This is a genomic window from Labilibaculum antarcticum (genome assembly GCF_002356295.1).
GTDB lineage: Bacteria > Bacteroidota > Bacteroidia > Bacteroidales > Marinifilaceae > Labilibaculum > Labilibaculum antarcticum.
The window spans coordinates 65142-90714 of the sequence record NZ_AP018042.1; the positions used below are offsets into that span (position 1 = coordinate 65142).

General features: G+C 36.3%; 17 protein-coding genes. 8 read left to right on the forward strand and 9 right to left on the reverse strand.

The genetic code is table 11. The features are described 5' to 3' along the window. Positions 1 to 232: 232 nt before the first annotated feature. Positions 233 to 1918, reverse strand: a complete 1686-nt coding sequence (locus ALGA_RS00255) for a sulfatase-like hydrolase/transferase (RefSeq protein ID WP_096427387.1) — start codon at positions 1916 to 1918, stop codon at positions 233 to 235. Positions 1919 to 2491: 573 nt separating this feature from the next. After that, entirely contained in the window at positions 2492 to 2905 is a 414-nt protein-coding gene (locus ALGA_RS00260) for a hypothetical protein (protein WP_096427388.1), read from the reverse strand. A gap of 616 nt (positions 2906 to 3521) precedes the next feature. On the opposite strand from ALGA_RS00260, the gene ALGA_RS00265 reads away from it, so the two are divergent. From ALGA_RS00265 to ALGA_RS00280, 4 genes are all read left to right on the forward strand, one after another. Beyond that, positions 3522 to 3764: a response regulator transcription factor gene (locus tag ALGA_RS00265; RefSeq protein ID WP_262496436.1), complete on the forward strand. Its 243-nt coding sequence runs from the start codon at positions 3522 to 3524 to the stop codon at positions 3762 to 3764. 138 nt (positions 3765 to 3902) lie between these two features. Further along, positions 3903 to 4121 carry a helix-turn-helix transcriptional regulator gene (locus ALGA_RS23515; RefSeq protein WP_096427390.1) on the forward strand — a complete coding sequence of 73 codons (219 nt, stop codon included), beginning with the start codon at positions 3903 to 3905 and terminating at the stop codon, positions 4119 to 4121. 112 nt (positions 4122 to 4233) lie between these two features. After that, on the forward strand, positions 4234 to 5583 hold the full coding sequence (locus ALGA_RS00275; protein ID WP_096427391.1) for a family 43 glycosylhydrolase: 1350 nt from the start codon (positions 4234 to 4236) through the stop codon (positions 5581 to 5583). A gap of 168 nt (positions 5584 to 5751) precedes the next feature. Next, positions 5752 to 6684 carry an alpha/beta hydrolase gene (locus ALGA_RS00280; RefSeq protein ID WP_096427392.1) on the forward strand — a complete coding sequence of 311 codons (933 nt, stop codon included), beginning with the start codon at positions 5752 to 5754 and terminating at the stop codon, positions 6682 to 6684. Positions 6685 to 6742: 58 nt separating this feature from the next. Here the strand turns inward: ALGA_RS00280 and ALGA_RS00285 are convergent, their stop codons facing one another. The 6 genes from ALGA_RS00285 to ALGA_RS00310 form a co-directional block, all read right to left on the reverse strand. Further along, positions 6743 to 8281 carry a RagB/SusD family nutrient uptake outer membrane protein gene (locus ALGA_RS00285; RefSeq protein WP_096427393.1) on the reverse strand — a complete coding sequence of 513 codons (1539 nt, stop codon included), beginning with the start codon at positions 8279 to 8281 and terminating at the stop codon, positions 6743 to 6745. 19 nt (positions 8282 to 8300) lie between these two features. Next, the gene (locus ALGA_RS00290) at positions 8301 to 11741 is read right to left on the reverse strand and encodes a TonB-dependent receptor (protein ID WP_096427394.1); all 3441 of its coding nucleotides are present in this window, start codon (positions 11739 to 11741) and stop codon (positions 8301 to 8303) included. A 108-nt stretch (positions 11742 to 11849) separates the two neighbouring features. Next, entirely contained in the window at positions 11850 to 12869 is a 1020-nt protein-coding gene (locus ALGA_RS00295) for a FecR family protein (protein WP_096427395.1), read from the reverse strand. Positions 12870 to 12993: 124 nt separating this feature from the next. Then, positions 12994 to 13584 (reverse strand): RNA polymerase sigma-70 factor, encoded by a 591-nt coding sequence (locus ALGA_RS00300; protein ID WP_096427396.1) that lies wholly within the window; start codon positions 13582 to 13584, stop codon positions 12994 to 12996. A 537-nt stretch (positions 13585 to 14121) separates the two neighbouring features. Next, on the reverse strand, positions 14122 to 15612 hold the full coding sequence (locus tag ALGA_RS00305) for an alpha-L-fucosidase (protein ID WP_096427397.1): 1491 nt from the start codon (positions 15610 to 15612) through the stop codon (positions 14122 to 14124). Positions 15613 to 15884: 272 nt separating this feature from the next. Further along, entirely contained in the window at positions 15885 to 17504 is a 1620-nt protein-coding gene (locus ALGA_RS00310) for a sulfatase family protein (RefSeq protein ID WP_096427398.1), read from the reverse strand. Positions 17505 to 17966: 462 nt separating this feature from the next. Between ALGA_RS00310 and ALGA_RS00315 the strand changes: the two genes are divergently transcribed. The 3 genes from ALGA_RS00315 to ALGA_RS00325 all read left to right on the forward strand — a co-directional run bounded on the left by ALGA_RS00315 (position 17967) and on the right by ALGA_RS00325 (position 22884). After that, a complete protein-coding gene (locus ALGA_RS00315; protein ID WP_096427399.1) occupies positions 17967 to 19370 on the forward strand; it encodes a sulfatase family protein in 1404 nt (467 codons plus the stop codon). Positions 19371 to 19481: 111 nt separating this feature from the next. Continuing rightward, positions 19482 to 21014, forward strand: coding sequence for a sulfatase family protein (locus ALGA_RS00320; RefSeq protein WP_096427400.1), 1533 nt, complete (start codon positions 19482 to 19484; stop codon positions 21012 to 21014). 7 nt (positions 21015 to 21021) lie between these two features. Then, complete coding sequence (locus ALGA_RS00325) at positions 21022 to 22884, forward strand: sulfatase family protein (protein WP_096427401.1); 1863 nt, start codon at positions 21022 to 21024, stop codon at positions 22882 to 22884. A 45-nt stretch (positions 22885 to 22929) separates the two neighbouring features. Here ALGA_RS00325 and ALGA_RS23430 read toward each other — a convergent pair whose 3' ends face one another. Next, positions 22930 to 23055, reverse strand: a complete 126-nt coding sequence (locus tag ALGA_RS23430; RefSeq protein WP_262496437.1) for a hypothetical protein — start codon at positions 23053 to 23055, stop codon at positions 22930 to 22932. Between the two features lie 63 nt (positions 23056 to 23118). On the opposite strand from ALGA_RS23430, the gene ALGA_RS00330 reads away from it, so the two are divergent. After that, positions 23119 to 25569 (forward strand): glycoside hydrolase family 2 TIM barrel-domain containing protein, encoded by a 2451-nt coding sequence (locus tag ALGA_RS00330; protein WP_096427402.1) that lies wholly within the window; start codon positions 23119 to 23121, stop codon positions 25567 to 25569. The last annotated feature ends 4 nt before the right edge of the window (positions 25570 to 25573 follow it).

Here is a 25573-nt window from a genome sequence, read left to right on the forward strand (position 1 = left end):
ACTATTAAAAATAAAATTTACAAGAAGGGGTTGTTTGAAACAATCTAGGGGGGCGATCGGTAAAAGCAGGGGATATTAGCAGATTTATAGGGTGGTTTTTAAACCACCAAAAGCCACAACCTGCTCATTATCTATAACATAGCTACCTAATTTAAATTCTGCCAAAATATCGCAAACGTTGACAGATAAAAAATTTGGCCCCTGTATCAATACAGGTACCAAATATCAGTTTTTACTCGTGTTTAACGACACCATAATCTTCCAACATACTATCTGCCGTATATCTTAAGACTTTTGGTTTTCCTTCGCCTCGGGCTTCTTTTAGTAAGCTTTTCCATTGAGTACGAAGATTCTCAACAATTTGCTTTTTACTCGAATCGTTAATTAAGTTGTTCATTTCCTGAGGATCCTTTTTCAAATTGTAAAGTTCTTCATAAACTGCTTTCTCGCCTCTTAAAGGTCCTTCGACAAATGAACGATACAATGCAATATCCGGATCGTGCACAGAATACAACATCGTATTTACATTAATTCCCAACTCTTTCGCGGTTTCAATCTTCACTCTTGCAGAAAGGTTCTCATTCTTGTAGTAGCGAATGTATTTCCATTCCTTATCTTGAACCGATTCGCAACGAGGATTTCCAAATTGCGTAGACCAAAGATTCTCTGTAAATAAATAGTCTCTTACTTTCTCAGCAGAAGCATCAACGATACCTGAAATATTCTTACCCTGATAACTTTTGGGGATCTCAACACCTGCATAAGTTAAAATAGTTGGAGCAATGTCAATTGTTTGTACCAATTCGTCCACCACTCTCCCTCTTACTTTGCTAGATGTCATCGGATTGTAAACGATCATTGGCACGTGAGTGCATTGCTCGTAACACAAGGCTTTTCCTCCCAATCCCTGCTGTCCCATAAAAAGGCCATGATCGGAAGTATAAATAATGACTGTGTTTTTATCCAAGCCCTGTTCTTTCAGACCTGCTCTAAGTTTTCCCAATAAACCGTCAATACCGGTCATGGCTTGCATTTGTCTTATTAAGCGCTCTTTATTATCCTCTATATTATCAACGTAATCATAACCTTGCTGACGATCATCCGCTCTTAACAAATCAGCAGGTAATTTAGGTGTTACAATGTCCTTTTTAGCAATGTAATTTGGCTCTACGGGAATCGGAATGTTACGATACAATTCGCGATAAATAATTGAATCTGTCGCCAATTGTTTCATTGTACCTGTACTCGCTCCATGGGGCAAATTAAAACAGATACTCAAACAGAATGGCTGATCCTCTGGTCGTGAGTCCAAAAAATGAAAGGCTCCATCTAAACGATACTCATTGCTATTTAAAAAATCAGCAACACCTTCAGTCATTATTTCAACCTGCGTATCGTGCTTTGCTCCTTTAAAAATTTCATGCCTTTTCTTAGGGTAAAAACTAAGATGCCCATGACCAGCGTACCAATAATCAAAGGATTTGTCTATCAAACCACTCTGATATCCTCCTTCACCAATAGGCGAATGATTTTTCCCAATGTATCCGGTGTAGTAACCATTATCTTTCATGACAACCGGATAGGATTCTTTCCATGCCTCAGGAGAAACACTAGTTCCGGAATTAAAATTCACACCATGCTTACGCTCAAACTGACTAAGAAACATTGAAACCCGGCTTGGAGTACAAATTGCACTGGTTACATGTGCATTGGTAAAACGCACACCTTGTTCAGCCATTTTATCAAACTGAGGTGTTTTAATTATCTCATTCCCATTACATCCTAATAAATCAAATTGCTGATCGTCTGTAAGGATAAAAATCACATTTGGTTTTGTTCCCTTTTTAACGGATTTAGCGTTTACATTAACCAGTGTAGCTAATGCTAAAGCCAGACTTAAAATTATTTTATTTCTCATTTCTAATCTTTACTAATGTGCTTCATTATAAACCAGCCCAACTTTTGGACGGTGTTCATTAAATCAATAAAAGAAAATTGTACTACAAATAGACAGATTTTCAGCCAATAAGGCAGGGATAAATTATAACGATTATAGGGGGAAATCAAGAATTAGAATGATCTTGAATTTTGACTCGTGGTAAGTCTAAGTTAATTTTCTTGATTGATCAAGACCTTAAAACCTAACTGACTGCAATTCAGAACGCTTAATCGGGCGAAGTATGTTTTCCATGAGCCAAAAACAGAACTAAAACTACTCGGATAACAAAATACAGCACAGATTATGAACCACATTCCCCTGGTCTTGTAAAGTTTTAACTTTACATTTGAGCTACACTTTAAATAATCAGAGAATGAATAAATGATTCCATTCTCTTTAAATCTGCATGGAGCCTAATTCGAGAACTGCATGTGAAGGCTTCAGTTTGCAATAATCCCAATAAACTAGCAATATAATAACCGGTAGTCACCCCCCTTACCCGTTGGGCAGTTACCGCCACACGAATGCTTAGTTGTTGTGTGCAGTATTTTATTATTCAATCTTTATTGGCAAGGTGAATTGAGGTATTTTGCAATTCTTATAGCCTGTTTTTTCGATTCTCAGGCTCGAAAAGTGTCCAAAAATCTTTATCAAATTATCCTCGATGAATTTAAAATTACCAAACTTGTCATCTAATCTTATTTCAATACTATCGTTGGGATTTGAATATGATTCCAGTTTCACAAAGACTATTTGATGATTAATTAAAACATTGTTTATTGTATCGCAATCGGCGAGAACAAATAATTCCCCCTGATATTTCCCTCCCAAATTCAAAGGTTTAATTTTAGCATTATTTTTCAATCTATAGCAAAGAGAAAATACTGGGTCAATGATTGTCTCTTCTTGACAAAAGACATTCTCAACACCAAAAACAATAAAAACTATAATTATTAGTATTCTCATAACTCTAATATTGACCTACAACAAGTGGCTAAGTCGCTATGCGCTTTAAAACACTTATCTATTGTTTGTTATAATCTCTGTGCTTTAGCAAGCATTATTACAATAAAATAAGCTCTTCGTTTTGTAAGATCCTGATTCTTATCACTCATTAAATTACCAATTCAAATTAAACATCATAAGTAAATACCGTAAAATGTTTTGTGTAATTCGTATAAATAGTCACAATAGCTGGGAACTAGTATGTTTTTTCAGCTTGTTGAATTATTATTTATATTAAGTTGACTCAAAAAAATCAAGAGAAATGCTATTTGTTCAGCCAAGAGCTTCGTTTGAGCAATAAAGAATCTTATTTAAGCATAAAATTATACTTCCGTAACATGGATTGGTACTTCCGTGACATGGCAAATGACTTTCCGTAACATGGATTAATGCTTCCGTAACATCAAATAGCTGTTCCGTATCAATGATACTACTCTTCAGTATCATACGGAAGTACAAATACGTGTAACGGAACAATCGAAAAAACGAACGGAAAGGCAAAAACAGGCAAAGGATTAGATACTTGTTGAACAAAATTGTCTTCTCCTGAAATAGCTTGACAAATTATTACTTAATTTTGGATATCACAATGCCACAAATGGATGGAATAACATTTTGTAGAAAAGTAAAAGAGAATACAGTAACAGCTAAAATCCCTTTTATACTTTTAACCGCTAAAACAGACTCCTTGACTCGTATTAAAGGATTTAATTTAGGCATTGATGATTATATGGAAAAACCATTTGACAAACAGCTTTTAATCGCTCGTATTGAGGCTTTACTTGGCAACAGAGAGAAACTCCAATTGGCTCCTATCTAAACAAAAATAATCGCCAAACTTGACAAGACCAAATTTAGTAAAAGTGATGTTCAATTTTGGAGGAAAACAAATACAATTATCAATCAAAATTTTGGAAATCCTAATTTCACAACCGAGATTCTAAATGAAAGATTGAATATGAGTCGGTCTACTTTTTATCGGAAATTTAAAGCACTGAGTGGAGAAAATGCAGCAGATTATATTCGAAAAATCAGATTACACAAAGCAGTCGGACTTTTACAAAAAAAAGAGCTCAACATTCAACAAATTAGTTTGGAAGTCGGTTTCCAAAGTACGTCTCATTTCCGAACTAAGTTTAAAGAGTATTTTGGCAGTACCCCTTCAGAGTATGCATAATCAAATATTTCAGAATCTAAATCATCAAAATGCCCCCCACTTTTCGTTCTAAATTATCACCTAAAGAAGTGGTTCTCTTGATAACTTTAAATTCAAATTAAACTATTTAATAATGCTTACAGTTAAAAGAAATTTATTCACATTCACCCTATTCCTATTTGTCGGAATTTTAAGTGCGAATGCGCAAAACCCACTAGTTACTCACATGTTTACTGCCGACCCAACGGCTCGTGTTTTTAATGGTAAATTATATGTTTATCCTTCAAGCGACACTTATCCTCCTGCGGGAAGAGAAGCAGAGTTCCCTCGCTTTTGTATGCCGGGATATCATGCGTTTTCGTTAGAAAATGGATCTACCTGGAAAGATCATGGCTGGATTCTTAAAGAAAATGATGTGCCTTGGGGCGAAAAAGATACCTACGCAATGTGGGCTCCTGATTGTATTGAAAAAGATGGAAAATATTATTATTACTATCCTGCGAAACCAAAAAACGATAAGGCTTTTAGACGAATTGGCGTAGGAGTTTCTGACAATCCAACGGGTCCATTTAAATGGGAGAAAAGTTTCATAAAAGAGGTGACTGGTATTGACCCTGGTTTGCTTTTGGATGACGATAACAAAGCCTATTTGTTTTTTGGAGGCGGACATGAATTATATGCTGCTCCCCTAAAAGATAACATGAAAGAAGTCGCGGCTAAACCTATTCTAATAGAAGGTTTACCTGCCGGATATAAAGAAGGATCGTTCCCTTTCAAAAAAGACAGCATTTACTATTTAACTTTTGCTCATGTATTTCCTGATGAAGGCTATACCATTGGTTATGCAACAAGCAAGAAGCCATTGGGACCTTATACGTATCAAGGAAAAATAATGGACAATATTAATAATGGAACCAATCATCATTCAGTTGTTAAGTATAATGATCAGTGGATTCTGTTTTACCATTCCTGGGATATTAGTGGTTATAATAAACTTCGTTCCATACGAGCAGATTACATGACTTTCAAAAAAGATGGAACCATAAAGAAAGTAATCCCTACCCTACGTGGAATCGGAACTCCTCAGGTGAATGATACAATTCAGGTTGACAGATACAACGAAATATCAGGTGCTAAAACAGCTTTTGTAGGTGGTAATGAGCCTAACGGATGGATGGTTTGTGATGCTAAAATGATGAGTTATGTGAGATTTAATCGTGTAAAATTCGATGGTGCAATCAAAATTAAGGCACGCGTAGCTAGCGGACAAAGAAATGGAAGTTTCGAAATTAGGTTGAATAATCTAAAAGGTAAACTAGTTGCTGAATTTCCAATTAACTATACCGATGGATGGAACTCTTGGAAAACTATTGAAACAGATATTAAAGAACCAATTACCGGAACTCATGATCTTGTTGTTGTATTTAAATCAGACTGGGGAAATACGAAATCAGTTAATCTAAACTGGTTATTGCTTCAATAAGTATTTACAATTCTCATTGTCAAAACCTATATTTAACAATGTCACTATACTTGCGTATAGTGACATTCTGCATAAGTACAATTACAAAAATGATGATTAACTTGCACATCAACGAAATAAGTCTCAATAACAACAGGTATTTTTACGAATATCATTATTGCATCTAAAATGAAAAAAGCTACAATCCTTTCCTTACTGATTACAATTTCACTGTCTGCTTTCTGTCAAAGTAACATCATAAAATTATGGCCAAATCAAATTCCAAACAGCCAGAAATCAAATGAAAAGGAAATCATAGAATCTACAGGTATTATTAGGATTTCTAAGGTACAAAACCCCACATTGGAAGTGTTTCTGCCCGCAAAAAATAATGCAAACGGACAAGCTGTTGTTATTTGTCCGGGTGGTGGCTATGGCATATTGGCTTACGACTGGGAAGGAACTGACATTGCCAAATGGTTGAATTCAAAAGGGATTGCTGCCTTTGTTTTAAAATACAGATTGCCTCAATCTAAATCAGTAATCGAAAGTAACAAAGCTCCTTTACAGGATGCTATCAGAGCATTAAAAACGGTGCGATACAATGCTGATAAATACAATATTAGTAAAGATAAAATTGGAGTTATGGGCTTTTCGGCTGGCGGACATCTGGCCTCTACTCTTGGCACACATTACAACGAATCAATGTATACTTCTGTTGATGCAATTGATACGGTGAGCGCCCGACCCGATTTTATGGCTTTAATTTATCCGGTAATTAGTATGAAAGATGGTATTACTCATAAAGGTTCACGACGAAATTTATTGGGAGACTCTCCTTCGGATGAGATGATCAATTACTTTTCGAATGAGTTAAAAGTTACTAAAGATACGCCCCCAACATTTTTGATTCATGCTTCGGATGATAATGCCGTTCCTGTTCAAAACAGCCTTCTGATGTATCAAGCATTAATCAGCAATGGCGTTTATACCGAAATGCACATTTATCCGAAAGGTGGTCATGGCTTCTCGTTTGGTTTCCAAAGAGAACATGTTAGCTCTTGGACGGATCTGTTTTGCACCTGGATGCAATCCATTCCTGAAAAATATTCCCAATTGTAATAAAAAACTAAAGCCATTCCCTTACAAGAATGGCTTTAGTTCTCTTCATTTATTCAAACTATAAATAATCTGGATTTTGCACTAATTCCGGGTTTTTATCTAAAGCATCCTGTGGCAAAGGCCATTTGTTGTGCTTTGGTAAAAACACACGATTTGATATCGGATCACCATCAAATCCATTTAAAACCTCTTCAGCTATCTCCCAACGCTTTAAATCGAAATATCTACTGTTTTCAAGTGTCAATTCAACGCGTCGTTCGTTACGAACTTTTGCACGCAGTGCATTTTGATCGGTAGATGTTACTTCAGGATAATTAGCTGTGTCGGTATAGTCAACACCATATGCTCTGGCTCTTACCATATTAATAGCATCCAATACTGATTGATCAATATTGTTCGCCTCTATTTTTGCTTCAGCATACATTAGTAATACATCAGCATAACGAAGATGTACGTAATCTGTTCCATCATCTGTTGGCTGAGTTAAAGTTTCAATTACAGCAGGAGATATCCCTTTAACAAACGAGTACCCGGAAGCGGATTTAATTTCAGTCAATGTATTCCAATTTCCATAATAAATAGTCGCAGCCATGCGAGGATCTCTGTTGGCCATGGGATCGTTAGCCTCAAATAAAGCAGATTCATTTATTGACTCTCCATCAGTACACTCGTATGCATTAGCTAAATCTATTGTTGGATACATATTGCCCCAGAATCCAATGATTATCTGTGCTGACCAGAATGAACTTTCACCAGGGGTTCCAGCCATTTTTATTGAAAAAATGATCTCTGGATTATTATTCTGACTCGCATCAAGGAATATATCGTCGTATTTTGGCGACAACTGGTACTTACCTCCATCAATAACCGCTTTTGCAGCAATTGCAGCATTCGCATAATCTTTGGTATAAAGTAGTACTTTCGCTTTTAAAACCAGAGCAGCTTCCTCTTTCACATGTCCATCGTAAGCAGCAGATGGAAGGTAACCGATTGCAGTATCCAAATCATTCAATATTTGAGCAAATACTTCTGCCTGGGTACTTTTGGCTGTATATTGATTTTCTACGGTACTCGCCTCCAGTCGCAATGGAACATCACCATAAGTTGCAGCAAGGTAATAGTAAGCGTACGAACGAATAAACAGAGCCTCACCTTTCCACACATTCTTTTTTTCTTCAGTAGCAGAAACATTGTCAATATTATCTAAAAATTCGTTACACCCATTTATTATAACATATGACGCAGCGTATAAACCTTTAATAGCACGTTGATTTTCTCCGTCAGGATTCATTATACCCGTTAAAATATCACGGAATCCATTATCGCGTGAACCATAAGCATTATCGGTTGCCTCTTCCCAACCTTGTTGTATTTGAGGCCCAGCATTCCATTTGGCTAGCGTATTGTTCGAAAAAAAGTTTTGTTGCAGATTACTATAAACCCCTGCCAGTGCCATTTGAGCATCGGTCTCAGTTTTCCAAAAAGTTCCGCTAGATATAGCATCGCTTGGTTGCTTGTCCAGAAAATCCTCATTGCAGCTAAATAAGCTTAAAGTAAGGAAGAAAAACATAAGAGTGTAAATGTATTTTGTATTCATTTTCTACTGTTTTAGATGATTATAAAGTGACTTTTAAACCAAAAGTGTATGACTTTGGTATTGGATTGGTAAATGAATTATTAATTTCCGGGTCAACATCAAAAATGTTATCATCTGAAAAGGTTAAAAGGTTATCTCCCGAGAAATACAAGAGTGCACTTTTTAATTTAATTCGTTCAACAATACTTTTTGGAATCGAATAAGATAACGTTATGTTTTTCATTCTGAAATAAGAAGTATTCTGTAACCAAAATGAATTGGTATAGTTTGATGCGCTATAATTACTAAGGGACTCATTATAAACTGCAGGTAGTTTGGCATTTGTATTATCAGCAGTCCAAGAATCAGTAAACCATACTTTTGGTGTATTACCATCTTGGTTAAATGGCTCAACACCATGGTTCCAGCGATATGTCTTTTTACCTACAACTCCTTGCCAAAATGTACCAAGTTCAAAGTTTTTGTATTTTGCCGATAGGTTTACACCATATAATAAATCCGGATGTTTTCCGTCGATATGGATACGGTCGTCCCTATCAACAACACCATCACCTGTATTATCTTTTAAACGAATGCCTCCTAAATATGGAGTTTTTGGTTGTGTAGGTGCATTGTCAATATCAGCTTGAGTATTAAAATATCCATCCGCTTCCCACATGTAATAATCATTATATGGTTGACCTTCCTCGTTAATTGTTTGATCACCAATTTCAGCGGCCCCATAACTTACCAATTCGTTTTTATACCATGAAAAATTTGTACCTAAATGGTAACTAACTTCTCCAATTTTGTTGTTATGGCCTAACACAATATCCCATCCCTCATTTTTCATTTCACCACTGTTTACCTGCGGTCCACCTGTTCCAGATCCAATAGAAACTTGTAACTGGCGTAAAATATCAGTTGTTACTTTCTTATAATAGTCAACATTAGCTGTAAACAAACCATTTGTAGTACTAAAATCAAGCCCAATATCGGTTATCGTTGTAGTTTCCCATGTGATATCAGCATTTGTCAAATTCTCAAGTACAACACCCGATGTTATACTTGATCCAAATGGATAGCCATGAGAACCTGAGGTATGTGTACTTACATAGTTTCCAGCATCATAATTACCAAAAGCATAACGCGACTGATAAGGATAATTATTGCTACCATCGTTACCAAGCTGTCCCCATGATGCACGTAATTTCAATTGATGAATGAAATCAAATTTCTGAATAAAAGGCTCGCTCTCTAATCGCCAACCTACCGATAATGATGGGAATACACCTACACGGTTTCCTTCTGCAAATTTACTACTGGCATCAACACGTAAATTTACTTCGAAAAGGTATTTATCGTTTAATGCATAATTAAAACGAGAAAACCCACTTCGCACACTACTCTCGGTTGTTGTTCCTGATGTAAGCTGGTTGTCTGTTCCTGCTCCATTTAACTCAGTGAGTATTTTACTAGCTACTCCAAAGCGGGTAGAATTTGTAAATTCATATTTTCTTTCCTCCTGACTATACCCAGCCATTATTTTGAAGTCATGATTTTGGATTGAAGCATTATAAGTTAATGTTGAAAAGAATGTCACTAACTTAGAATAAGAATTACCTACATCTATTCGGGATGGATCACGTGTTGTACGGTTGTATTCACCAGTGCGAAAATTATATTCGTCTTGCTGTAGTTCTTGATTTTTTGAACGGGTAAAATCAAACTTATATGCACCTTTAGCTTCAAACACCAGATTATCAAGTAATGATATTTTAGCAAACAGGTTCCCATTAAAATTGTATTTCTCTTCACTAAAACCATTTTCTCCATATATTGATATCATTGGGTTTTCACGTGTAAAGCCTTCATCAAAAATAAGTCCGTCAGGATCATTGGTAGATCCTGAAAATGCCTTACCTGCGTAATGTCCACTTCCATCTGCTGTATAAGGCCCCCAAGTTGGACGAGCCCGCCATGTTTCCAATAATGAACTTCCCCAATCTCCGTCAGGACCTTTTCTATCTGAGGATAATCCCATAAAGCTTCCTCCAACATCAATTTTATCGGTAACGGCCGTTTTAAAATTCATAAAGAAATTGTACTTGTTGTAATCTGTTTCTACAACCATACCTTCCTGATTCCAACTACTAACTGAAAGATTATAGCTTGTTTTACCAGAAGTTCCATTAATTCCAATATTTTGGCGTTTCACACTCCCATTTTTTAAAACTAGGTTTGTCCAATCGGTATTAGGATACAAAGGATTGCCATTTGCATTGCCATATGCCTGAATAACTTCATCAGGGTAACCACCAGTAGCAGATCCTTGTGAATTTATAAGAGAGCGGTTATATAAATTCATATAATCCACAGAGTTAGTTATCATTTCAGGAAGCATGGTCGGTTTACTAATTGCGTAACTTCCTTCATAACTTACAGTAATTTCATCTTTTCCACCGGTTTTAGTTTGAATAAGAAGAACACCATTTGCAGCTTTTAATCCATATATTGCTGCCGACGATGCATCTTTAAGTACATTTACAGATTCGATCACACTTGGATCCAAATCGGCTAAATTTCCTTCAACACCATCAATTAAAACAAGTGGCGAATTACCACTACCAAATGAATTAAGGCCTCGAATAGTCATATTAAGCCCCTCTGCCCCAGGAATTCCGCTTGACTGTGAAATAACCAAACCGGGAACTTGTCCTTGTAAAGCTTGCGCGGCATTCTGCACGGGACGCCTTTCTATAGCTTCGTTTGCCACCATAGATACAGCTCCAGTCATGTTTGCCTTTTTCTGAACGCCATAACCAATAGCGATAACTTCCTCAAGTCCAATCGCATCATAGTCCAAAGTTACATTGATTTCATTTTGATTTGTAATCTTAATCTCCTTTGAAATCATTCCGACAAAAGAAAATACAAGAACATCACCTTCTGAAATATTAGCTAAGGTATAATCCCCATCTATATTACTAACGGTTCCTTCGGTTGTTCCCTTTTTTATAATTGTTACTCCAGGAAGAGACAAGCCTTTTGAATCGACAACGTTTCCGTTAACCGATGTATTTTGCATACTGCTTTTATCCTGCAAATTACCCTTCTTATTATTTTTTATAATAACATGTCTATCAACCAATTCGTAGGTGTAACTTGTTCCATTAAAAGCAACTTCTAATACCTTCTCAATAGGAGCATCCGATTTTATCAAGTCTACTTCTTTTGACAAATCAATTTCACTTGCGTCATAAAAGACTTTGTATTCTGTTGTTTCCTCCAAAAAGTCGAAAAAATCTGAAAGACTTGACTTCACTACTGTAAAAGTTGTTTCAGTTAGTGCGAAACTAGGCGTTGCTGACAATTGAAGTGACGTCAACATAACGACAAAGCAGGTTAGCTTTATGATTCGAAATAATTTCCTTAGATGGAAACTAAATAACTCATCATAACATTTAATTAGTTTTTTCATACTTTTAACATTTTGGATTTAAAAAATAAGGTTAGTTTTTAATTGATTCTTATCATTTTAACTTTTTGTTATTTATCCGAATTGTTCCTATAGGCATACACCTGATAATTAACTTGACTCCTTTACATTTTTTTTATTCGTACGTTCAATAAAAATCCGATCTCTTTCTTGTCGATATGAGAACGCTTTACCTGATGCACTCTCAAATACCTCCATTAGGGTGTAAACATTATCGTCAATCTTAAATGTCCCCGTAAAACGACGGTTTTTTAATGATTCATCTTCAAATATGATCTGGACATTATAAATTCGCTCGATTTTTTTCGCTAAAGAAGCAAAACTCTCTTCTTCAAACTCATAAATCCCATTCATCCAATAATTATGGAAATTATCCTTCAAGTGCGAATCTGAGATATTTCGAGTGGTTTTATTAAATACAATTCGATGTGATGGTTTTAGGATATAATGATCGCAAATCTTGGCATTCAAATCAGATTTAAAATCGAATTGAACTTTTCCAGTAATTAGATCTACTCTAACCTCATTGTCATCAGGATAAGCGTGTACGCTAAACTTTGTTCCAAGCACCTTAACCCGATTATTGCCAATAGTAACTACAAATGGATGTTTCGTATCATGAGCAACTTCAAAGAATCCTTCTCCCTGCAATTCCACATTACGGATTTTACCATTAAATTTCTCAGGATAAATAAGCTTTGTACCATTACTTAACCATACCTTGGTTCCATCAGATAGAAAAACTGACGTTCTATTCCCTTTAGGAACTGCAATTTCATTCATTACTATCTCTGATTTTAATTGAATAGTATTAAATAAATAACCACTTAGAAGTGCTACTAGAATAATTGCTGCATACTTTATAATACTATAAATTTTGAATACATTTCGTTTTCGAAAAACGATTGCATTACTTTTAACATTCAGAAATCCCTCTGCTATTGTATCGTTACTCATTTCTTTCCCTCTTTGCAATAAAGCCCAAACGTTTTTATAACGTATGTACTCTTTTTCATTGCTTTTCGACTGGTTTACCCAATCAAGAAGTTCTTTTGAATCACTTATTGATTCACCATTTAAAATTTTCCTTATTAGTTTTTCCTTATCCATATTTCAGCGTAATTATCCATAGAATGCTTCAGATTGAAAATACCCTATGCTTATTGTCAAAATTTATTTTTTTGGTGGAATAAAAACTTTAGTTTCAGATTTCCGGAGTAGTTATTACGGAAATTTATTTACCAATTACCAGGAATGAAATAAGTAATGGAAGATAGTCTATCAAAGCCTTCTTAAATATTTTTAGAGCTTTTGTAATTTGGGCTTCAACCGATTTAAGAGAGATATTCAATTCTTCCGCAACCTCTTGATTTTTTTTCCCTTCAAATCGACTTAAGACAAATATTTCCCGACATCGAGGTGGCAATACTTCAACAGTTGCGTCAACAATTGCGTTTATTTCATTCAAAATAAGTTCCGAAGTATCGATATTCTCAAGGGCTACCTGAAAAATTTGATTCTGTTGTTGTTTTGCTACTTGATTATTATAACTGTCTCTTACTTTCTCATGCCTTAGATGCATCAGACAATTATTTTTCACGGTAAGATAAAGATAGCTACGTAGCTGAGATTCACTGCCAAACTCTGGTTTCTTATTCCATAATGTGATGAAAGCATCTTGCACCAAATTTTTCGCATCATCATAAGAAACGTATTCCTTGGCAAAATACACCAAACGAGGATAATACATATTGAAAACTAATTCAAATGCGGATTCTTTTTTTTTATTAAACAAAACAATTACCTCATCTGACAAAGAAACCATACCGTATACTATGTTTGTATAAGACAACGCATAATTCAACAATATTTTTAATTAGTAAGAAAGATCCATTTTAATCATATAAAATAGAAAAACTTTGCCTTAACTAATACAAAATTATATTGTTGTTAATTAAATGTAACATATCATCTTTTTACAAAGAGAATAATTAAATTGTTTCTAATGTATACCTCAGGCCATAATTTGTCTTTCAATACCAAATACCCCCTAAGAATCCACAATTTTGCTAATACCTGTAAGGTAAAGGAACGAGTATCGAACTCAGTTTTTAAGAGGAAACTGCTTAAATAAAATTTCGACTCACATTTATTCGTCTTAGATCTGCTAATTATGTTTCTAATTTAATGGAGCAACCGACATATATGCCTGCAACACATTCAGAACAGTACCAATCGCCTAAAAATAATCAGGATTCCATTTCCAATTAGAAAAATCAAATAATTGCAAATTAATTTTCAAAAAAAAGAGTTTGCACCTTAGGTGCAAACTCTTCATTTTAATATTTTTTAGTTTAAAATTTTACTTCAATTCTATTTTCAAAGAAAAAGCGTGATCACAAGGTCTTTCTGCAGGCAAATCAACTAATAAACCAGCATCTGTCATCTTCCACGTTAAAGTTTCAGAAGAACCCAGCATACTTACGTTTTTAATTTCTGAATCTAGCAGTCCTTTGCTCTTTGCAAAACTACGAACCAGCATTTTCTCTCCCGGCCAAGCCAATGCAATTGCATATAAATTACCATCCTTTGAGGTGAAACGGATGTCTTCTGCAACAGCATCTGCATTTTTGTCTTCACTCAAGTGACCTTCCACAATTTCCTGTGGTCCTTCACCATATGCTTTCCAGGTACGTGTTCCGTAAATGGCTTCTTTATTTACATTGAACCAATCACCCATTTCCAACAAGCGCGTTTTAACTCCTTCTGGAATTTCTCCGTTGGCTCTTGGTGTAACATTAAGTAATACTGCACCATTCTTGCTCACCACATCCACAAGGAAATCAATTAAACGGTTTGTCGACTTATATTTAGGATCGCTGATATCACACCAAGCTTTCCAGTCAATTGAATCATCGGTTAACCAGGTAAAATCTTTCTTCTCGCTCATGCGTGATCTTTCTAGATCGAGTACTGCAGAACCTTCGGCCATGTCATGAAACTTGTAAGTACAAACAACTTCCTTACCCCACTTCTCACCATTATTGTAATAGTTAGCTAAGAATTGTTTTCGATACTCTTCACCAATGATATCCATTTTATTGTCGAACCAAATGATATCCGGCTCATACTTATCCATCAACTCATTCAATCGATCCAACCACTCCTGATTAAAAGCTTCTTTAGGAGGATTTGGATAATCACCGGTAGCCATTACAAAAGAACCTTCTGGAACGTATGGTCCATACAATCCCTCGTACTGAGGATCACCAGCATCGGTATTTTCATCCCAAGTTGGATACCATGCATACAACCAATGACGATGATAGGTGGCAATAAACTTCATGTTTTGTTTACGAACCGCTTTTGCCATCTCACCAACAATATCACGCTTAGGACCCATGTCTTTTGCATCCCATTTTGTTAACTCGCTGTCCCACATGGCAAAACCATCTGCATGTTCGGCAACCGGTCCAGCGAACTGAGCTCCGGCATCTTTAAATAACTTAGCCCACTCGTCAGCATTAAATTTTTCAGCTGTAAACATTGGGATAAAGTCCTTGTACCCAAATTCTTTCAAATCGCCATAAGTGTCTTCATGATACTTGCGAATTGGACTATCTTTCTGATACATGCGCATGGAGTACCATTCTGTTTCATGTGCTGGTACCGAATAAGGTCCCCAATGAAAATAAATTCCGAATTTAACATCCTTGTACCATTCCGGCACTTCGAACTGCTTTAATGATTCCCAATCGGCAGTGTATTTTGGCTTTACTTCTTCCGCTTGCTTCGATTTTAAATTACATCCCGTAATTATACTAACCAGCAGGATTGCTATGTACTTATTCATATCTTTAATTTTGTATTATAACGATATATTAGATTTAGATATTTACAATCTGACTACAAAACCCACCTAATAAAAACTTAGTATAATCCATATTTAAAGGGTTTTATAATTCATCGCAAGATATAACACATTACATTAAATCATTTAAATAAATCCGTTCATCATTTTCACATTTACGACATATAAGCAACAGAACCACTTGTTGATTCGAAACTTTGACGCCCTCTGATGCAACACAAAAGAAAGCGTCATTTCTCTGACCAAGATGTTTCCTATTTATCCCAATACTCGTCTACAATTTTCTTAATGTGAGGGTATTTTTCATCAGTATCACCAATTTCTTCACGTTGCTGCTTCAACTTCACCTTCATCATTTTCTTCACCTCAGTATAGTTTGGATCATCGTATACATTATTCATCTCCTTTGGATCTTTTTTCAAATCGTACAATTCCCATGCTGGTGGTGTATGTCTGGTAAAATCATTTCCCCAAGATTCTTTGTTCCATTCTGCATCTGGATTATCAGTATCGACCCAATACCTGCCATAAAAGAAGATCAACTTGTAATCTTTGGTTCTAATTCCAAAATGCGCAGGATTTGCATGACGGTGAGCCATGTGCATCCAATATCGGTAATAAGTAGCATCACGCCAGTTTTTAGGTTCTTTTCCTGTCTCCAAAATAGATTTGAAACTTTTCCCTTGCATGTATTCAGGAGTCTTTCCCCCTGCCATTTCGATCAAAGTAGGAGCAAAATCTGTATTATTAATAAGAGCATCAGTTCTCTGTCCGGCCTTAATTTTAGCTGGACAATGCACAATAAAAGGCATTCTCATCGATTCCTCATACATCCATCGCTTATCAATGTAATCATGCTCTCCCAACATAAAACCCTGATCACCTGTATATACAATAATTGTATTTTCCCACAGACCTTCTTTCTTTAGGTAATCGAACAATCGAGCTAGGTTATCATCAACACCTTTCACACATCTTAAATACCTTTTAATGTATTCCTGATAAGTCAATTTAGTATATTCCGGATCTGGAATATTCTGATCAATTCCCATGTGCATTCCCATATTCCGAATCGTATTACGATGAGAAACCGATGATCCGATGATATGAATTAAAGAATCATTAACTCCACGGGTAGCAACAGATCCATTATTTTCATTATCATATAAGCTTGAAGGCTCTGGCATGAATGTGTCTTCTAGATAATCGGCATATCTTGGCGCAAACTCAAACATATCATGAGGCGCTTTATAATGGTGCATCAAAAAGAATGGCTTCGTTTTATCTCTATTCTTTAAATAATCCAATGTAATATCTGTAATCACATCCGAACTGTAGCCTTCTGTTTTGATCGTTTTCGTTTGCTTAGTTATAGGAAACTCATATTTCATACCTTTTTCAATAAATACAGGATTGAAATATTCCCCTTGTCCCCCATGGCCAACAAGTACTTTATAATAATCAAAAGAAGCAGGCTCATCATGCAAGTGCCACTTACCAATCATTGCAGTTTCATAGCCCATCTTTTTCATCTCTTGGGGTAAATACTGTCTATCACCAATTTCACCCTCTAAATCGATTACACCATTCACATTACTATATTGTCCTGTAATAATGCAAGCTCTACTCGGGGTACAAATAGAATTCGTCACATAGCAATTATCGAAAACAATTCCCTCATTGGCAAATTCATCAATTGTTGGAGTTGGATTAAGAGATGCAAAACGACTGCCATAAATACCAAATCCTTGTGTGGTATGATCATCCGACATGATGTAAATGATGTTTGGCTTTTGCTCTTCTTTTTGTACAGAGCATGAGGTGAAAAACAGCCCCAACAAGGCCATCGAGATTCCCAATAGATTCCGTTTCATTGTTTTTTTATTTTCGGTTACATGTATAGTAGAAAGAGTTTTATCACTCCGCCTTTTACGTCTCGTTAATTTCTAGACGAAACTATGTTTTTGCTGTTCTTCTTTCGTTCAATTTATCAATCAATAAAAATAACACATATCAGGCTATAATGTGGATATAAATAACAGAACAAAGAGGGGGGAAAATCGTTTTTGCAATTAAAATTATGGTTTAGAAGGAGTATTTTCAAGATTGCGCCGAATTAGTAGCTCTCTTTTTTCTTATTCCAAACTATAAAAAAATTAAATGTAAAGTTTAATGTATAGTTACACATTGAGCCCCCCTAATTAAACCTAAAACAACCCCAGACTTTCCCCGCTTAAGACTTAAATTTGTAATATCTATTTAAAATAGTCGCTGTTGTAATTTTATTTCAAAATTCAGATCGTATTACTTCAAAAAAACATAAAACAAAACTTGACATGAAAAAAACCGTACTCGCTATTTCCTTAGCACTACTTTCCTTATCAGGATTTTCGCAAAAAACAGAGAAACCAAATGTAATAATTATCCTCTCAGATGACCAAGGATTTGGTGATGTAGGATTTAACGGCTGTACAGATATCCCGACGCCTAATTTGGATCAATTAGCAAATAGTGGCGTTATTTTTACTCAAGGATATGCATCTCACCCATATTGTAGCCCAAGTAGAGCTGGGTTAATGACCGGACGTTATCAACAACGATTCGGACACGAAAACAACTTACCATACACTGATGCTAAAGTGGATGACGGACTTCCTTTAAGTGAACTAATGATTTCTGAGCTTTTACAAAAAAATGATTACCAAACTTGTGCCATTGGAAAGTGGCATTTGGGTGATTCAATTCAATTTTGGCCTAACAATAGAGGCTTTGACGACTGGTTTGGATTCTGGGGTGGTGGAATGAATTACTGGGGAGATACAGGAAATAAACCTGCAACAGCAGGAGTCTTAAGAAATGGTAAGGTTGTTCCAAGAAGTGAACTAACTTACCTTACCGATGATTTTACCAATGCGGCTGCAAATTACATTGAGACCTACAGCAAAAAAGACAAGCCTTTCTTCATGTATCTGGCCTATAATGCACCTCATGCTCCTGTTCAGGCAACAAAACAATACACCGACAAAGTAAAACACATTGAAGATGGTAAGCGTGCTGCTTATGCCGCGATGGTTGTAGGAATGGATGCCGGAATTGGAAAAGTAATTGCCAAATTAAAAGAAACAGGTGAATATGATAATACATTGATTTTCTTTTACAGCGATAATGGTGGTCATCTTGGTGGTGCTAGCAGTGCTCCTTACCGTGGACACAAAGGAATGTTGTTTGAAGGAGGTATTCATATCCCTTTTCTTGTTTCATGGCCTGGTAAAGTAGAAGCAAACAAAAAATACACCAAAACCATATCAGCTTTAGACATTTACCCAACTATATTGGCGGCTACAGGAGTTAAATATCCAGATCCAAAAAAATTAGATGGTGTAGATCTTATGCCTTATTTGAATGGTAAAAACAAAAAAGCACCACACAAGGTATTGTTCTGGAGGTATTCTGACGGTGCTGGATATGCTGTTCGTAAAGGAAAATACAAAATGGTAATGTCAGGATATAAAAAAGAATTCTTTTTATTCGACATTAAAAATGATCCTTACGAACACACAAACTTAAGTTTGGAGCTTCCTGAAAAGTTGGAAGAACTGAAAGGTTTATATGCAGAATGGGACAAAGAGACTGTGCCTGCATTGTGGCAGGATCCACATGCTCAAAATCTTTCGAAAGAAGAGAAAAAAAGACAGGATTACATTGATGCAGCAACAAGAGGAGAAGGCAAATTTAAGTAGCCCAAAAATTTAATGAATTTGCAACAAGAGATACCTATTCAACATATTTATCCCTTGTTGCTCTTTGTTATAAATAAAATCGATATTTAATTTTCAGCTTTAAATACTACCATGAAAAAATATTTCCTGATTGCTGGCTTATTTATACTTACAACCAGTTTGTTCGCCACAAATCCTCCAAATGTAATTGTTGTTTTAGCCGATGATCTTGGTTTGGGTGATGTATCGCACTATCGTAGGATGCACTCTGATAATATTATTCTTGAAACACCAAATATCGATAAACTTGCTAATGCAGGAGTTGTATTTACAAACGCTCATGCACCGGCAGCGCTTTGTGCTCCATCGCGTTACGGAATAATGACAGGTAATAGTTGTTACCGTAGCCCGAAACCATGGGGAGTCTGGGGAGCTTACGAACAATCTCCAATTAAAGAAAATCAGCTAACTCTTGGCAAACTAATGAAACAGGCAGGATACCATACTGCATTTTTAGGCAAGTGGCATTTGGGTGGCGATTATCATCGCAAAGATGATGCGAACACGATTTACAGAGGTCCGCGTTACAAACCCCAATTGGATGTTGATATCACAAAAATAGTTGGTGGTGGACCTGTTCAGAATGGTTTTGACTACAGTCTTACCTTTCCTGCTGGAATACAAGATGTTCCTTATGCTGTTTACGAAAATGGTGATTGGATGCCATTAGCAGACGATTCCAAAATCACCTATATCTCTAAGGATAACATGTCTAAAATCGATGTGAAATTGGATAAGTCGGAAGGATTAGGGGATTCAAACTGGGATCCGCATAATATGGGACCCCTTTTGGCGCACAAAGCTGTTGATTACATCAACGAACATGCCAATAAAAAAGTGCCTTTCTTTATGTATTACTGCTCTCAGGCTGTGCACTTGCCACACACTCCTTCGAAAGAACTAAACGGTATTAAAATTGCCGGCACTACCCCATCCAAACATATGGATATGATTAAAGAGCTGGATGTGCAAATGGGAATGTTTGTGGAAGCTTTAAAAGCGAAAGGAATTTACGAAAATACAATTTTCATTTTCACTTCGGATAATGGAGGTTTGCTAGGAGATAAAAAAACCTTGGCTTCGGGTCATAGTCCGAGCGACATTTACCGCGGAGGAAAAAATACTCCTTTTGAAGGTGGACATAGAGTTCCTTTTATTGCAAGCTGGCCAAAAAAAATTAAAGCAAACCAGATATCAAGCGAGCCTATTTTAGGATTAGATATTATGGCAACACTTGCAGCTATAACAGAACAAAAAATAGCTGAAGATCAAGCTTTGGACTCTTACAATCTATTACCAATTCTTGAAAATAAGAAACAAGCAGATTCTCATGCATTTTTAATGTTGCAAGGAGGAACCGGAAGAGAATTGGTTCTAATTGAAGATGATTGGAAATTAATCATCCAGATTGATAAAAAAGACAAAACGGATCAAAAACGAACTGCTATTGCTCTTTATAACCTAAATGATAATCCGACAGAAAATGAAGCTCAAAACCTCATCAAATCGGAGGCTCATCAGCAACGCATCAATACGATGTTCGATAAGTACAATACAATTAGAAAAAATGGTGATTCTACTGGAAAAACATTATCAATAAACTAATAAACCAATGAAATATCTTAACCTGACAGCTGGTCTTCTATCTCTATTTGCGGTTCAAACCTCATGTAGTGTAGAAAAGCCAGTTATTGATCATCCAAATATTGTTTGGATCGTATCAGAAGACAACTCGAAACACTACATGAGCCTATTTGATGAAAATGGTGTTGAAACTCCAAATATCGAAAAGCTAGCAAATCACGGTGTAATTTTCAATCGTGCATTTTCTAATGCTGCAGTATGCAGTGCCGCTCGTTCTACGCTTATTGCGAGTTGTTATGGTCCTAGAATGGCTTCGCATTACCATCGTAAAATGGAATGCATTGCTCTTCAGGATTCGATGGAAATGTTTCCCGCCTATCTTCGGAAAGCAGGTTATTATACCACAAACAATTCCAAAGAAGATTACAATATCATTAAGGCGGATGATGTTTGGGATAGTTCTTTGAACAAAGCCAGCTGGAGAAACAGAGAAGAAGGTCAGCCTTTTTTTCACGTTCAAAACATTGGCACAACTCACGAAGGTCATGTGCATTTCACACAAGAGCAATTTCAAACTGAGAAAACAGAATGCAATCCAGACTCCTGTTTTGTGCAACCGAATCATCCTCAAACCGAATTATTTAAATATACTAACGCCCGTTACCGAGACGACATTGTTCACATGGATACCGAAGTGGGTGAAATCGTAAATAAACTAAAAGAAGATGGTCTGCTTGAAAACACATTCATCTTCTATTACGGCGATCATGGTGGAGTTTTACCTGGAAGTAAAGGTTATTTGTACGAAACAGGTTTGCACGTACCTCTTGTTGTTCATATCCCTGAAAAATATAAAGATCTTGTAGACCTGGAAAAAGGGACTAAAACAGATGGCTTTGTAAGTTTTGTTGATTTTGGAGCTACTGTACTGAATCTTGCTGGTGTTGAAGTACCTAAAAACATGGATGGAAAAGCCTTCCTTGGCAAGGGAGTTAGTAAAGAGCAATTGGAAGCCAGAGATGAGACCTACTCTTACGCAGACCGATTTGATGAGAAATATGACATGGTTAGAGCCATTCGAAAAGGGAATTTCAAATACATTAGAAATTACCAGCCGTTCAATTTCGATGGTTTGATGAATAACTATAGGTACAAGCAATTGGCTTACCAGCAATGGAGAGATTTATATGAAGCTGGGAAATTAAACGATGTACAAGCTGCCTTTTTTAAACCAAAACAAGCTGAGGCTTTGTACGATATTGAAAAAGATCCGTTTGAGACAAACAATCTGGCTGCAGATTCAAAATACACAGCCAAATTATTGGAGCTAAGAGGTAAATTGGAAATCTGGGAAAACAGCATGCCTGATCTGTCTTTCTATCCGGAACATTACTTACTTAAAAATGCAATTAGCGATCCTGCAAGTTTTGGACAAGAACACAAAAAAGAGATTCGTGGATATCTTCACATCGCCAACCTACAGCTTTCTGATTTTGATTCGGTTGAAAGTGAAATCAAATCTTACTTAAAGTCAAATGATCCATGGGAAAGATACTGGGCGTTACTTGTTTGTAGTAGTTTCCAGAAAAAGGATGCTAAGCTAATCGCCTTAACAAAAGAGATATCGAAGAATGATCCTGAATTGATCAATAGAGTTCGTGCAGCCGAATACTTAGCTTTAGCTAATAATGAAAATCCTGTTGAAATTATGAGCGATGCTCTTTATGAAGCCAATGATGAAGCTGAGGCATTGTTAATTCTTAACTCAATCGTTTTAATGAGAGATGGAGAACTAAACTATTCTTTTGATTTAAAACAAGATAGACTTCAAAAAAATGTTGCAGATAACAAATTGATACAGCAAAGATTTCTTTATTTTAATAAGAAATAAACAGATATTTAAAGTAGCTCATTCCTTAATTAAGGATGAGTTACTTTATATCTCCAGCACATCAAATCGAACCAGCTCACAACTTATATCAGTTCGTGCCTTCCCCGACACTTCAAATAAAGCATCAAAATAAGTGGTTACTTCGGGCATACCAGCATAAAATTCTTTCAAGCACGCATTATCGGTAAAATTACGTACTAGAAATCCTCAGACTTCACCCTGAAAAATATACAAATGCAAAGATTAAAAACATCAATTCTATTGGTAGCAATCATTTTCTTAGCTGGCTGCCAAGCAAACCAGCCTAAAAACTCTAAAGATCTATTCGATTTTGGATGGAAGTTTACAAAAGGGGAAGCCATAGGTGCTGAAAACCCTAATTTTATAGATCAAGGATGGCAAGATGTTGACTTACCACACGATTGGAGTATTGAAGGTCCTTTTAGTAAGGAAAATGCTTCTTTTTCGAGAGGTGCCTGGTTGCCTGCCGGCAAATGTGCATACCGCAAAAGCTTCGAGATTAAGAAAAACCAAAAAGATAAAAGATTTGTGATTTACTTTGAAGGAGCTTATCGAAATTCTGAGGTGTGGATTAACGGAAATTTTTTGGGGACTCGGCCTCTTGGCTACGCGTCATTTCATTACGATATGACTCCCTACATAAATTTTGGTGGCAACAATACATTAACTGTAAAACTTGACAATTCGGCGCAACCAGGTTCTCGTTGGTATACAGGAACAGGAATCTACCGTCATGTACATTTAATTACTACCGACAAACTATACGTTCCTGTTTGGGGAAATTACATTGTCACCAATGATTGTTCTGCCAAAGAAGCTACAATCAAAATAGAAACAGAGATTAAGAATGATTACAACGAGGAAAAAAGTATCATCGTTCGACAAACTGCATTTGATTCAAACAGTAATGAAGTAAGCAGTATCGAAACCAAAGAAAACTTAGCTGCTGGGGAAAGTAAAATCAACAAATCTACACTAAAAGTAAAAAATCCTTTGCTCTGGAATCCAACGACTCCTAACTTATACAGAATTAAAACAGAACTAATTGTAAATGGAAATGTTGCTTACGCTGAGAACACAAAAACAGGTATTCGTAAAATTGAATTTGATGCGACAAATGGATTCTTTTTAAATGGCAAAAACATCAAGCTAAAAGGGGTTTGCTTGCATCACGATGGTGGTCCATTAGGAGCTGCCGTTTATGCAAGAACGACCGAACGCCAACTAGAAATTCTTCGAGAAATGGGATGTAATGCTGTACGTACCGCACACAATCCTTTCTCCGAAGAATTTATGAATATCTGCGACAGCATGGGCTTTTTTGTGATGAGCGAAATGTTCGACGAATGGGAAAAAGTAAAAGAACCTGCAACAACCCAAAATGGCGAAAAAATTAGAATACCAGTAAATTATTATGCCGACATATTTAAAAAATGGGCAGATAAGGACCTAACAGATTTTGTATTGCGTGACCGTAATCATCCATCGGTTATCATGTGGAGTATCGGAAACGAAATTGACCAAATGCGCAGACCAGAAGGAGCACCAATTGGAAAGCGCTTGGCTGATATTGTTCACAAATTAGATTACCGTCCTGTAACCAACGGAGTGCATGGCTATGGTTGGGGAGTTTGGCCCGATTCAACTGCGGCTGCAACAAGCGATATTTACGGTTATAACTACATAAAAGATGATGGTTTTATTAAAGAACGCAAGTTACAACCTAATACCATGGCAATTGTTACCGAGCACGAATCAGCTCAATCGTTTTACCCTCGAGGAACTTATTTGTATGGAGATGATAAAAAAGCATGGTGGGATAAATTAGCTTACGAACACAAAGATGCCTATGAATGGGTAGAAGGAAGAGATATTAGAGGCGAAAGCGGTATGGATGCCTGGAAATGGGTGAAAAATCGGCCCTATGTGATGGGCATGTTTATATGGACAGGTTTCGATTATTTGGGAGAAGTTATTCCTTTCGGTTGGCCTGCTCGCTCCTCATCTTTTGCTCCTATTGATTTATGTGGATTTCCTAAGGATGGATTTTTCTTTTACCAATCACAATGGACTGATCAACCCATGGTACATATTTTTCCACATTGGAATTTAGAAGGACATGAAGGTGAAACGGTAACCGTTTACGCATATACCAACTGCGATGAAGTTGAATTATTCCAGGATGGAAAATCATTGGGGAAACAAAAAAACGACACCAAAGGCGTTGAATATCAATCGTGGGATGCTGTATATCAAGCGGGTGAACTAAAAGCCATTTCTTATATAAATGGTAATCAAGTTGCTGAAAAAACAGTAAAAACTGCAGGCGCTCCTGCCAAAATTCTTATTTCGACACGTAAAACTGAAATGACTGCCAATAGTCAGGATTTAATTTATGTGGAGTGTACTGTTGTAGATAAAGACGGCAACCTAGTTCCCAAAGCAGACAACAAGATTGAATTTTCGATTGATGGTCCTGCTGTAATTGCGGGTGTTGGAAACGGAAACAACATGAGTCATGAACCATTTCAGGCAAACTATAGAAATGCTTTCAATGGCAAGTGTCTGGCAATTATTAAGTCGACAAATACTGCAGGTGAAATAATAATCACAGCAAAATCAGTTGATTTAGAATCGGCAAACATCTCCTTATCATCAAAATAAGATT

Bases quoted from the DNA above. Each gene is read 5' to 3' on its own strand.
- ALGA_RS00315 (WP_096427399.1), top strand. From the start codon at position 17,967: ATGAAAAAAACCGTACTCGCTATTTCCTTAGCACTACTTTCCTTATCA.
- ALGA_RS00280 (WP_096427392.1), top strand. From the start codon at position 5,752: ATGAAAAAAGCTACAATCCTTTCCTTACTGATTACAATTTCACTGTCT.
- ALGA_RS00290 (WP_096427394.1), bottom strand. From the start codon at position 11,741: ATGAAAAAACTAATTAAATGTTATGATGAGTTATTTAGTTTCCATCTA.
- ALGA_RS00295 (WP_096427395.1), bottom strand. From the start codon at position 12,869: ATGGATAAGGAAAAACTAATAAGGAAAATTTTAAATGGTGAATCAATA.
- ALGA_RS23515 (WP_096427390.1), top strand. From the start codon at position 3,903: ATGAGTCGGTCTACTTTTTATCGGAAATTTAAAGCACTGAGTGGAGAA.
- ALGA_RS00305 (WP_096427397.1), bottom strand. From the start codon at position 15,612: ATGAATAAGTACATAGCAATCCTGCTGGTTAGTATAATTACGGGATGT.
- ALGA_RS00285 (WP_096427393.1), bottom strand. From the start codon at position 8,281: ATGAATACAAAATACATTTACACTCTTATGTTTTTCTTCCTTACTTTA.
- ALGA_RS00330 (WP_096427402.1), top strand. From the start codon at position 23,119: ATGCAAAGATTAAAAACATCAATTCTATTGGTAGCAATCATTTTCTTA.
- ALGA_RS00310 (WP_096427398.1), bottom strand. From the start codon at position 17,504: ATGAAACGGAATCTATTGGGAATCTCGATGGCCTTGTTGGGGCTGTTT.
- ALGA_RS00255 (WP_096427387.1), bottom strand. From the start codon at position 1,918: ATGAGAAATAAAATAATTTTAAGTCTGGCTTTAGCATTAGCTACACTG.
- ALGA_RS00320 (WP_096427400.1), top strand. From the start codon at position 19,482: ATGAAAAAATATTTCCTGATTGCTGGCTTATTTATACTTACAACCAGT.
- ALGA_RS00325 (WP_096427401.1), top strand. From the start codon at position 21,022: ATGAAATATCTTAACCTGACAGCTGGTCTTCTATCTCTATTTGCGGTT.
- ALGA_RS00300 (WP_096427396.1), bottom strand. From the start codon at position 13,584: ATGGTTTCTTTGTCAGATGAGGTAATTGTTTTGTTTAATAAAAAAAAA.
- ALGA_RS00275 (WP_096427391.1), top strand. From the start codon at position 4,234: ATGCTTACAGTTAAAAGAAATTTATTCACATTCACCCTATTCCTATTT.
- ALGA_RS00260 (WP_096427388.1), bottom strand. From the start codon at position 2,905: ATGAGAATACTAATAATTATAGTTTTTATTGTTTTTGGTGTTGAGAAT.